Raw genomic sequence first — 9,946 nt, 5'->3', positions numbered from 1 at the left:
ACATACACCGGAACCCCACCCTCGGGCACGTCGTAGATCGACGCCCCCTTCGTCGAATAGAACTCCCCCTCGAAATCCACCCGATCTCCCAGCCACAACTGCCGCATCAACGCCACCGACTCACGAAGACGCGCGAACCGCTCCTTGAACTCCGGCCACTGCCCCGAATAGCCCGTCGCGATCTCGTTGAGTGCTTCACCGGTCCCCACGCCCAGAAACACCCGCCCCGGATACAGACACCCCATCGTCGCGAACGCCTGCGCGATCACCGCCGGGTTGTACCGAAACGTCGGAGTCAGCACCGACGTCCCCAACTGCAACCGCTCGGTCCGCTCGCCCACCGCAGTCATCCACGCCAGCGAGAACGGGGCATGCCCACCGTTGTGCCGCCACGGCTGGAAATGATCCGACACCGTCGCCGAATCCATCCCGTGCGCCTCGGCGAGCACCCCGAGTTCGACCAGCTCACGCGGCTCGAACTGCTCCGCCGACGCCTTGTATCCCAACTTCAGCATGTCCGTCCGCCTCCACGTCGACATCGCCTCGCCACAGAGGAGGGCAACGTCGACCCGGCGCCCGGAGCCTCGGCGGCCCTGGTGATGCTCATAATGATCACGCAAATTCGCGCATATACTGCACGAAATAATGCACATTTCCTGGTGTTTGTGTCAATATCTGTGCGTGCACGGCTATGGGTGCGCTATCGTCGTGCGATCGTTCCGCACAACCGAACCGCGTGATCCCCCCGCGGGCATCCCAGATGCACAACATGAACGCGCAGCCCGAACAGCGCAGCATCCCAGCAGAATCCGGAGGAGTATTCGTGTCCGCGAGTGCACGGCGACGTGAGATCTTCCACCGACTGATGGCCGACGGCTATGTCGACGCGAAAACGCTCGCCGGCGACCTGGGCGTCGACACATCCACGATCCGGCGGGACCTCGACGCGCTCGCCCGCGAAGGAAAGGTCGAACGCACCCACGGCGGCGCACGCCCGGTGGAGGGCGCCGGGCCCGAGGTCCCCTACGCGGTGAAAAAGGACGTGCGCCGGGCCGAGAAGGCGGCGATCGCCGCCGTCGCAGCGGCCATGGTCTCCGACGGGGACAGCGTGATTCTCGACAGCGGATCGACCACCTACGAAGTGGCTGTCGCGTTGCGTCGTCGCACGTCGCTGACCGTCATCACCAACGATCTGCGGATCGCCAAGTACGTGGCGAGCTTTCCCGAAGTACGGCTACTCGTCACCGGCGGCGAACTGCTCGGTTCGGTGTTCACACTCGTCGGCGAGCACGCCGTCCGGTTCATGTCGTCGTACTCGGCGGACTGGGCGTTCCTCGGCGCCGACGCGATCGATCCGACGGCGGGCATCACGAACACCAACACGCTCGAGGTTCCGATCAAGAGGGCCTTGATCCAGGCTGCGGCGCGCACAGTGCTCGTCGCCGACCATTCGAAGTTCGGGCACCGTGCGCTTGCGAAAGTTGCCGCGGTCGAGGACATCGACACGCTCGTGTCGGATTCCGGACTGGCCGCCGAACAGCGCGATGCCTACGGGCCCGCGCTCGTGATCGCCGAACCGTTTTCGCCCACCTGATCGCGGTGCTCGCCGAACCGACACGAAAGCCCGACGCCCCCTGCACTTCCGGACCGTAGACGGTGCCGGAAGGAGGAGGCGTCGGGCGAGATACGTGCAGACGACAACCCGGTGGGGCCGAAACTCAGAGGTTCCAGTCTCCGAGGCCGTCCCAGCCGTTGAGGGTGCCGCCGGCGGTGTTCTGCACGATTACGGGGTCACCCTTCTTGGAATTCTCGAAGAACCACTTGCCGTCCTCGGTACTCACGTTGAGGCAGCCGTGACTGACGTTCGTGTTGCCCTGTGCGTCCACCGACCACGGCGCCGCGTGCAGGAAGATGCCGCTGTTGGACATGCGGGTCGCGTACTCGACGTACGTGCGGTAACCCTCCGGGCTGTCGACGGGCACCCCGTAGGTCGACGAGTCCATGTACATGTCGCGGAACTTGTCACCGACGATGTAGGTGCCGTTCGGAGTGTCGTGGCCGGGCTTGCCGAACGACGTCGGCATCGTCCGCACGACCTCACCGTTACGGGTGACCGTGATCGTCTTGGTGTTGTTGTCCGCCACCGTGACAAGGGCGTCACCGATCGTGAACGACGACCGGGAGTCACCGGCCGCGACGGTGACCGACGTGTTCGCCGGCCAGAACTCGAACGGCTTCCAGCGCACCTGGCTGTCGGATGCCCAGTAGAAATGGCCGTCGACCGGCGGCTGGGAAGTGATGCGGATGGCACGTTCGGCGGCGGCGCGGTCGCCGACGGCCTCGTTGAAACGGATGATGATCGGCTGCGCGACACCGACCGTCTCACCGTTCGACGGGTTCACCGACGGGGCCGAGAACGGAGCGGGCTGCTCGGGAAGCAGCTGCGGCGGCAACTGGGGCGCCCCCGGCCCCTGCGGGACGACGCTCCGGATGACGTCCTCGACACTCGGTACTTCCGGCCCACCCGGCCACAACGGCACTGCGGCGGCGGGGCCGGCGGCGGTGAGGGCGACTGCGGCGGCACCGGTGAATGCGATCGCTACGCGTGCGGACCGGCGTCCAGCCCGGCGGCGACGGTTCGACAAGACATGCTTTTCGACCATTCCACAACCCATCGTTGGACGGTGCGTCGTGACCCTAATTCCCCGTCGCGACGCTTTCGTTACTTCTTATTAGACACGCGCAAACTCGACCCGGGCAATTCGGGTATCCATAAAACCCGCATCGCCCCAGGTCGGACGCTTGTGGAAGCGTTAACGCATTCAGGAGCCGGTTCGCGATGCCGCGAGCAATTCCTCCACCGATACGAACTTGAGACGAGACCGGCCGGCCGCCGACCCGCGCGACTTCTCCTGCTTGTCGATCTGCTGCCACCCGCGGTAATCGACGAACTCGGGCCGCCGCTCGGCGACGAGGGTCGCAAGCTTCTCGCGATCCGCGACGGGTTCGGGCAGCTTTCCGGCGATGAAGTCGTCGAGGATCTGCTCGACGGTCTCGTTGGAGCACTGCTTGTTGGTGCCGATCACGCCGCTCGGACCACGCTTGATCCATCCGGCGGTATAGACACCCGGCACCGGCTCATCGGTCTCGGGGTCGAGGACGCGGCCGAGGTGGTTCGGGAGCACTCCTCGGCGCTCGTCGAACGGCACGCCCTTGACGGGGGTGCCCCGGTACCCGATCGAACGCAGGACCAGTCCTGCGCCGAGCGTGTCGGTGTCGCCCGTGGGCCGGGCTTCGAGGCGTCCGTCGACCTCGACCAGTTCGTTGCGTTCGAGGGTGATCGATGTGACGGCGTCGTCCCCGGTGATCTCGACAGGCGACGCGAGGTAGCGAAGGACGATTCGCTTGTTGCCGGGCGTCGGGCTCGTCTTCGCGTACTCGGCGACCTGCCGGACCTTGAGTGCGATGCGGGGTTCGACATCGGGGTCGTCGACGAGGGCGCGGCTCGCGGGATCGAGTTCGAGTTCGGCGGGATCGACCATCACGTCGACGCCGTCGAGGCCGCCGAGTGCGAGCAGTTCCGGGTTCGTGTAGGCCGCCTGGGCGGGACCGCGCCGGCCCACGACCACTACTTCCTGGATTGCGGAGTTGCGCAACGCTTCGACGGCGTGCTCGGCCATGTCGGTGCGGGCGAGTTCGTCCGGGTTCATCACGAGAGCACGCGCGACGTCGAGGGCCACGTTGCCGTTGCCGATGATCACCGCGCGTTCGCCGGAAAGGTCGAATGTGCGGTGGGCATAGTCGGGATGGCCGTTGTACCAAGCGACGAACTCGGTGGCAGCGAACGAGCCGGGCAGATCTTCACCGGGAACGCCGAGGCGCCGATCGCTGGACGCGCCGACGGCGTAGAGCACGGCGTGGTGGTGCGCGAGCAGTTCCTCGTGGGTGATGTGCGTACCCACCTCGACGTTGAAGTAGCACTGGGTGTTCTTGTGGCCGATGGCACTGCGGAAGACGTTGGCAATGCCTTTGGTGCTCTGGTGGTCCGGCGCGACGCCGGCCCGGACCAGGCCGAACGGCGTCGGAAGCCGATCGAAGATGTCGACCTGCACGGCCGAATGCGAAGTCAGTTCCTGTGCGGCGTAGCAGGCCGCGGGCCCGGATCCGACGATCGCGACCCGCAGCGTTCCGAGGTCGGCAGGGATCTTGCGGCGCGACCGCAGCTCCGGCCAGTCCGGTCCGATCGGGTAACGCCGGTAGTACTCGGCATTGATTTCGAGGTACGGCTCCTGGGCGGGCGTGAGCTCGTTGTCGGCCGCGATGGCGTCGACCGGGCACTCGTCGACGCACGCCCCGCAGTCGATGCACGTATCGGGATCGATGTAGAGCATCTCCGTCGTAGCGAACGGCGCTTCGTCGGGCGTGGGATGGATGCAGTTGACCGGGCAGACTTCGACGCACGAGACGTCGTTGCAACATGCCTGGGTGATCACATAAGCCACAGTGGATACCTGCCTGAAAGTGCCGGTGGGGTACGACGATCGGGGCCCCAGACTATAACACGTTGCAAGTCTGGTCGAGAACGTCGTTATCGTCACTCTAGCAGGGCATTTCAGTGCTCGAGAATGACCTCAACGCGCCAACTCGTCTCCCGACTCTATCCTGAATCCGATCTTGAGCGTGACTTGGGTATGAGCGACCTTTCCGTCGTCGATGTGACCGCGCACATTGACCATTTCGAACCATTCGAGATGGCGCGTCTTCTCCGCCGCCCGCGCCACCGCTTTCGCGATCGCGTCGTCCACCCCGGTGGTCGACGAGCCGACCACTTCGATCACTCGATAGACGTGGTTCATTCCCACCGCTCCTTGCATCGCCACCGAACACCGGTCCGTGTCCTGGTCGGATACTCCCGCTCACGCTGGGTCCGCGTGCCGGAATCCGCGAAAATGGCAAGACATCGGCCGGAGAGACCGCTGCGTCGTCAGGCCAGGCGAGCCAAGTCGCGCGCCAGGGCGCCGAGCCGGGCAAGGCGCAGGTCGCCGAGGGGCATCGCGCCCACGCCGAGGCGGTTGGTGACGAATGCGAGCGACATTCCCGAATCCAGATCGGCGAATGCTCCGGAACCACCGACCCCGTAGTGACCGAACGCGCCGCGCGGGCGCTCGCGGCTGGCGAATATCGGCTGGTGATAGCCGAGACGCCACGCCATCGGCACGCCGAGCACGTAGTCGCGGCTCCGCAACCGCACCTCGTCCATCGCGGCAATGGTCGACGGATCGAGGAACTTCACTCCGTCGATCGTGCCGCCACCCGCGATCGCGCCGTACATACGAGCGAGCGACCGTGCGGTGAAGACGCCGTTCCAGCCCGGCATCACCGAATCGTGCACCGCCGGATCGCGAACGAGTTCGTCGAAACCCGCGGGCATCGCCGCTTCGACCAGGCCCCGCGTCGGCGCGACCCGCGACAGGACGGACGCACTGACACCCCAGTCGAGCCCCACCGGATTGATCCGCGGGAACAGTCGTGCGATGCGGCCGCGCTCGTCGTGCGGGACCCGGTACCAGAAGTCCTGACACCCGAGGGGCTGCGCGATCTCACGGTCGACGACTTCGGTGAACGGCAACCCGGTTACGCGCTGGACGATTTCGGCGACCAGCCAGCCATAGGTCACGGCGTGGTAACCCGAACCCGACATTCTGCGACGGTCGGGGGTGGCCGCAGCAAGCGCGGCGACGGTCGCGTCGTAGTCGAGAATGCCCCTTTTTCCGGGGACGAGCCCCCGGACGCGGTGCAATCCGGCCCGATGCGTCATGACGTCTGCGACGGTGAGAGATCCCTTGCCGCCGGCCGCGAACTCGGGCCAGTACTGGGCGACCGGGGCGGAGTAGTCGATCAGTCCGCGTTCGGCGAGACGGTGCACGACGGTGGACGCGACGCCTTTGCCCGTCGAGAAGGACAGCGCCATCGTGTCCTGCGTCCACCGGCGCGTGCGGTCGGCCCAGCCTGCCCAGACGTCGAGGACCTTCTCGCCGTGCAGGTAGGCGGTGAGTGCTCCACCGCCGTGGTGAGGCTGTGTGTACAGCGCGAAGAACCTGTCGGCCAGCGGGAGGAACCGCGGATCGACGTGCATCTCGGTCCGCGACAGGTGGTCGTCGTGCCCCTCCGCGGCAAGCACCGCTCCGGTCGTCATCGACACCCTCCCCTCGACATGTGCCGAAAGGCTACGTGCGGACGGCAGCGAACGGAAGGCTTTCCGTACAGGCTGTTTGTATTCCCAATTCGGTGCCGCCGGCGCGCGGCCTGCGGGCGCGAACTAGGGACGTGGCAACACGAGCCGGGGCCCGTGGAATCAAGGGGCGGTCGGGGTCACGTAGCGAAAGGCGCCGGCCACGACGCACCCCGACCCGGTCGCGAAGTTGATCGTCGCGGCCAGCTCACCCTCACACAACACCGGATCGTCGGCGTCACCGACGAAAGCCTGGGATCGAGGACCCGTCACGACCAGGGCGGTGCCGGGCTCGTCCAGCAACCCCAGCGCGAGGGACTCGACCCCGTATCCGACCGCCAGGAGTCGCCCGCCACGACTCTCGCCCGCGCCGACTCCACCGGCGAACCCTGCGGCCCCGACCGTCGCACCTGCACCGGCCTCCGCGAACCCGACGCCGGACTCACCGAGGCTCCAGGCACCGCCCGTCCCGTCGGTGGTCGCCCCGCAGGCCGCGGGGCCGTCGACCCGAGTCACCTCCGCCGGGCCTCCCGGCGGTGCCGCGCACGTGGTCGCCGCGAGCGCGGATCCCGGAACGAGGAGACCTGCCCCCACGACGGCGGCGCCGATCACACCGGCACCGACCAGCCGACCCGACATCCACGTGCGAGACACAGTCACGATCCTCCCGAAACTCCGGCGAACAGGTTCCCGCACAGTCTATGGAAATCCCGGGAAGCTGATCTTCCGTCGAGGTAACGACCGGGGACCGATTTCGGCAGCGACCGGACCGGGCGAGCGAGGCGGATCGTGCCTGCTTCTCAGCCGGTGGTCTTCCGGTCGGTGTCGCGCGACGGCTGTACCCGCTTGGGTTCGCCGGGCATCTTCGGATGGGTCGGGGGATACGGAAGATCGCCGAGGCCGTCGGCAGCGTCCCGATCCGCCATCTCGAGCAGCACATCGAGCGAGTGAGCGTGGTCGTCGAGTGTGGACATCGGATCGCCGCGGCGTGCGAGCAACTCCGGCACCGTCGCGATGGTGAAGTCGTCCGGTTCGGCGTCGGCGAGTTCGTCCCAGGTCAGCGGCGTCGACACGGTGGCGATGGGTGTCCGCCGCACCGAATAGGCCGAGGCGATGGTCTTGTCACGGGCATTCTGGTTGTAGTCGAGGAACAAGCGGTCGCCCCGCTCCTCCTTCCACCACGAGGTGGTCGCGCGCCCGTCGCTGCGACGCTCGATTTCGCGCATGAGCGCGATACCGGCGCGTCGCACACCGACGAAATCCCACTCCGGCACGATCCGCAGGTAGACGTGCAGGCCGCGCCCCCCCGACGTCTTGGGGAATCCGGTCAGCCCCAGCTCGTCGAGCAGGGGCCGCACCACGTCGAGTGCGACGGCACGTGCCGCGCCGAACCCCGTCCCGTCGGGCGGATCGAGATCGATGCGGAGTTCGTCCGGCCGGTCCACGTCGCCGCAGCGCACCGCCCACGGATGGAAGGTGACCGTACCGAGATTCGCCGCCCAGACGACGTCGGCCGCCGTGCGCACGCGAAGCGCATCCGCGGTACGGCCCGAGGGAAACGTGATCTCGCACGTGGCGACATGATCGGGCCGCTTGGCGGGTGCCCGCTTCTGGTAGATCTCCTCGGAGTCGATGCCGCCGGGAAACCGCTGGAGATGGGTGGGCCGTTCACGCAGCGCGGCGAGCAGCGGCGCACCGAGTTCGGTGGTCACCGTCCGGTAGTACTCCACCAGGTGCCGTTTCGTGCCGCCGGACGAGCCCAGTCGGGGGAAGTAGATCTTGTCCGGATTCGACAGCCGGACAGCAACTCCGTCGACGTCGAGTTCCTCTGCGGGCGAGCGTTCGGCAGCCACGATCATTCCTCCGTCCGGTCCAGCACGTCGCCCAGGTCGTATCGCACGGGCACGTCCAGCTGATCGTATGTGCAGCTTGCCGGGTCCCGGTCGGGTCGCCACCGCTGGAACCGCGCGGCGTGCCGGAACCGCATCCCTGCTCCGGCCGTGCCTTCCATCTGGTCGTACGCCACCTCGAGTACGCGCTCCGGACGCAACGGCACCCAACTGCGATCCACTCCCGATCGCCAGCGGGTCGCTTCCCCCTCGGCGACGACGTCCGCACCGACACGCAGCGGCTCGAGCTCGGCAAGCAGTGCCTTCCGCCGCGCGGTGGTGAAAGCGGAAGCGCCGCCGACCATGGCGAGTTCACCGTCGTGATAGAGACCGAGCAGAAGGGAACCGACACCGTCGACACTCTTGTGCTTGCGATATCCGATGAGAACGCAGTCCGCCGTGCGAGCGTGCTTGAGCTTGATCATCTCTCGCTTGTCGGGTCGGTAGATTCCGTCGAGCCGCTTGGCGACCACACCGTCGAGGCCGGCGCCTTCGAATTCCTCGAACCATCGCTGCGCGGTCGCGGCGTCCGTGGTGGACGCCGTGACGTGACAGCTGGGTCCTCCTCCGAGCGCGTCGCGCAACCGTGCACGACGGTCGGCGAACGGACTGGTCATGAGGTCCTCGTCGCCGAGTGCAAGCAGGTCGAATCCCACGAACTGGGCCGGTGTCTGTTCGGCGAGCAGCGCCACCCGGCTCGCCGCGGGATGGATACGTTCGGACAACGACTGCCAGTCGAGCCGGGTCAGCCCGTCGCGCTCGCGCGGAACGACGATTTCTCCGTCGACGACGCATCTCGCGGGAAGTTCCGCGCGGACGGCCGCGACGAGTTCGGGAAAGTACCTCGCCAGATCCTTGCCACCGCGCGACGAGAACACCACCTCCTCACCGTCGCGAAAGACGATCGCCCGGAAGCCGTCCCACTTGGGCTCGTACGACCACACGGCCGTTCCGTCGTCGGGCTGTGCCGGAACCGCGGTGGCAGCCTTCGCCAGCATCGGTGCCAGGGGTGGAACCACGGGGAGGTCCATCCGCACATGGTCGCACTCCGGGGGGCATTCCGCGTTCGGGATCGCATGAAATCCGCGACCTGGACGGATCGACGGAAACAGACATTCCGTACCCTCCACACATGATCATTCTCCGGCGGGCGGGGCTCGCTCTCGTGACGGTGGTGGCGGTGGCCGTGCTCGGCGGATGCGCCTCCGAGACCGAGGGCCGCGCGCTGCCCGGCGCCGACGCCGTGGCGAGCACGACCACCACCCCGGCTCCGGCGACCTCGCGTTCGACCACCGCGAGCACGACGGCCGCAGACCTGGATCTGGAAGTCGACGTCGAACCCGGGGACTGTGTCGCACTGGGGGGCGCGGTCGACGCCGCCACCATCGACAACGCCGACTGCGGTAGTCGCACCTCCAACTACAAGGTCGTGGACGTCGTCACATCGAGCGACGAGTGCTCCGAGGACATCGACCAGACGTACTTCGAAACGCTCTGGGGCGTCGAGACGGGTGCCCTGTGCCTCGACATCGACTGGAAGGTCGGCGAGTGCATGGACCTGGGCGGAGAGGATCCCCAGCGGATCGACTGCTCCGCGACCGCGATCCTGGGAGAAAAGGTCAGCGAGATCCTCACCGGCACCTCCGATGTGAACGAGTGCTCGTTCTCGGACTCCGGATACGTCTACGAGGAACGCAACTTCGTGGTGTGCACCGATTCGTTCTGAGGCATCGCTCGCCACCGCGCAGCACCACGGGCGTGTCGGTACCCCCGGCAACAATGCGGGCTGTAGGCAGAACACGATCGAACAGAACGCGAGGACACA

10 protein-coding genes are annotated in these 9,946 nt (G+C 66.9%); 2 read left to right on the top strand and 8 right to left on the bottom strand.

What is annotated here, in order from left to right:
• On the bottom strand, positions 1–515 hold a 515-nt coding region (locus tag ACLQ3J_RS13345; protein ID WP_425903519.1), incomplete at its 3' end, for an LLM class flavin-dependent oxidoreductase.
• A gap of 308 nt (positions 516–823) precedes the next feature.
• On the opposite strand from ACLQ3J_RS13345, the gene ACLQ3J_RS13340 reads away from it, so the two are divergent.
• Entirely contained in the window at positions 824–1,594 is a 771-nt protein-coding gene (locus ACLQ3J_RS13340; protein ID WP_169622899.1) for a DeoR family transcriptional regulator, read from the top strand.
• A 124-nt stretch (positions 1,595–1,718) separates the two neighbouring features.
• On the opposite strand, the gene ACLQ3J_RS13335 is transcribed toward ACLQ3J_RS13340, so the two are convergent.
• From ACLQ3J_RS13335 to ACLQ3J_RS13305, 7 genes are all read right to left on the bottom strand, one after another.
• Entirely contained in the window at positions 1,719–2,663 is a 945-nt protein-coding gene (locus ACLQ3J_RS13335) for a L,D-transpeptidase (RefSeq protein WP_425903518.1), read from the bottom strand.
• Between the two features lie 159 nt (positions 2,664–2,822).
• Positions 2,823–4,502, bottom strand: a complete 1,680-nt coding sequence (locus ACLQ3J_RS13330) for an FAD-dependent oxidoreductase (RefSeq protein ID WP_169622897.1) — start codon at positions 4,500–4,502, stop codon at positions 2,823–2,825.
• Positions 4,503–4,631: 129 nt separating this feature from the next.
• On the bottom strand, positions 4,632–4,856 hold the full coding sequence (locus ACLQ3J_RS13325) for a dodecin (protein ID WP_169622896.1): 225 nt from the start codon (positions 4,854–4,856) through the stop codon (positions 4,632–4,634).
• A gap of 128 nt (positions 4,857–4,984) precedes the next feature.
• Positions 4,985–6,196: a serine hydrolase domain-containing protein gene (locus tag ACLQ3J_RS13320; protein ID WP_169622895.1), complete on the bottom strand. Its 1,212-nt coding sequence runs from the start codon at positions 6,194–6,196 to the stop codon at positions 4,985–4,987.
• A 159-nt stretch (positions 6,197–6,355) separates the two neighbouring features.
• Positions 6,356–6,892, bottom strand: a complete 537-nt coding sequence (locus ACLQ3J_RS13315; protein ID WP_425903517.1) for a DUF6764 family protein — start codon at positions 6,890–6,892, stop codon at positions 6,356–6,358.
• 140 nt (positions 6,893–7,032) lie between these two features.
• Positions 7,033–8,091 (bottom strand): DNA polymerase domain-containing protein, encoded by a 1,059-nt coding sequence (locus tag ACLQ3J_RS13310; RefSeq protein WP_425903516.1) that lies wholly within the window; start codon positions 8,089–8,091, stop codon positions 7,033–7,035.
• Positions 8,088–9,152 (bottom strand): ATP-dependent DNA ligase, encoded by a 1,065-nt coding sequence (locus ACLQ3J_RS13305; RefSeq protein ID WP_425903515.1) that lies wholly within the window; start codon positions 9,150–9,152, stop codon positions 8,088–8,090. The genes ACLQ3J_RS13310 and ACLQ3J_RS13305 overlap by 4 nt, the downstream gene beginning before the upstream one ends.
• Positions 9,153–9,253: 101 nt before the next feature.
• Between ACLQ3J_RS13305 and lppU the strand changes: the two genes are divergently transcribed.
• The gene (lppU, locus tag ACLQ3J_RS13300; protein WP_425903513.1) at positions 9,254–9,847 is read left to right on the top strand and encodes an LppU family putative lipoprotein; all 594 of its coding nucleotides are present in this window, start codon (positions 9,254–9,256) and stop codon (positions 9,845–9,847) included.
• Positions 9,848–9,946: the final 99 nt, after the last annotated feature.

The sequence above is a fragment of the Rhodococcus sp. DT1 genome, from assembly GCF_049844875.1.
Classification (GTDB): Bacteria; Actinomycetota; Actinomycetes; order Mycobacteriales; family Mycobacteriaceae; genus Rhodococcus.
The sequence above is the reverse complement of the archived record's forward strand: the minus strand, read 5'-3'. Positions and strand labels throughout refer to the sequence as shown.

What these genes read in the sequence shown, in the direction of transcription:
- ACLQ3J_RS13335 (WP_425903518.1), bottom strand. Translation starts at nt 2,663, where the DNA reads ATGGTCGAAAAGCATGTCTTGTCGAACCGTCGCCGCCGGGCTGGACGC.
- ACLQ3J_RS13325 (WP_169622896.1), bottom strand. Translation starts at nt 4,856, where the DNA reads ATGAACCACGTCTATCGAGTGATCGAAGTGGTCGGCTCGTCGACCACC.
- ACLQ3J_RS13320 (WP_169622895.1), bottom strand. Translation starts at nt 6,196, where the DNA reads ATGACGACCGGAGCGGTGCTTGCCGCGGAGGGGCACGACGACCACCTG.
- ACLQ3J_RS13310 (WP_425903516.1), bottom strand. Translation starts at nt 8,091, where the DNA reads ATGATCGTGGCTGCCGAACGCTCGCCCGCAGAGGAACTCGACGTCGAC.
- ACLQ3J_RS13305 (WP_425903515.1), bottom strand. Translation starts at nt 9,152, where the DNA reads ATGGACCTCCCCGTGGTTCCACCCCTGGCACCGATGCTGGCGAAGGCT.
- lppU (WP_425903513.1), top strand. Translation starts at nt 9,254, where the DNA reads ATGATCATTCTCCGGCGGGCGGGGCTCGCTCTCGTGACGGTGGTGGCG.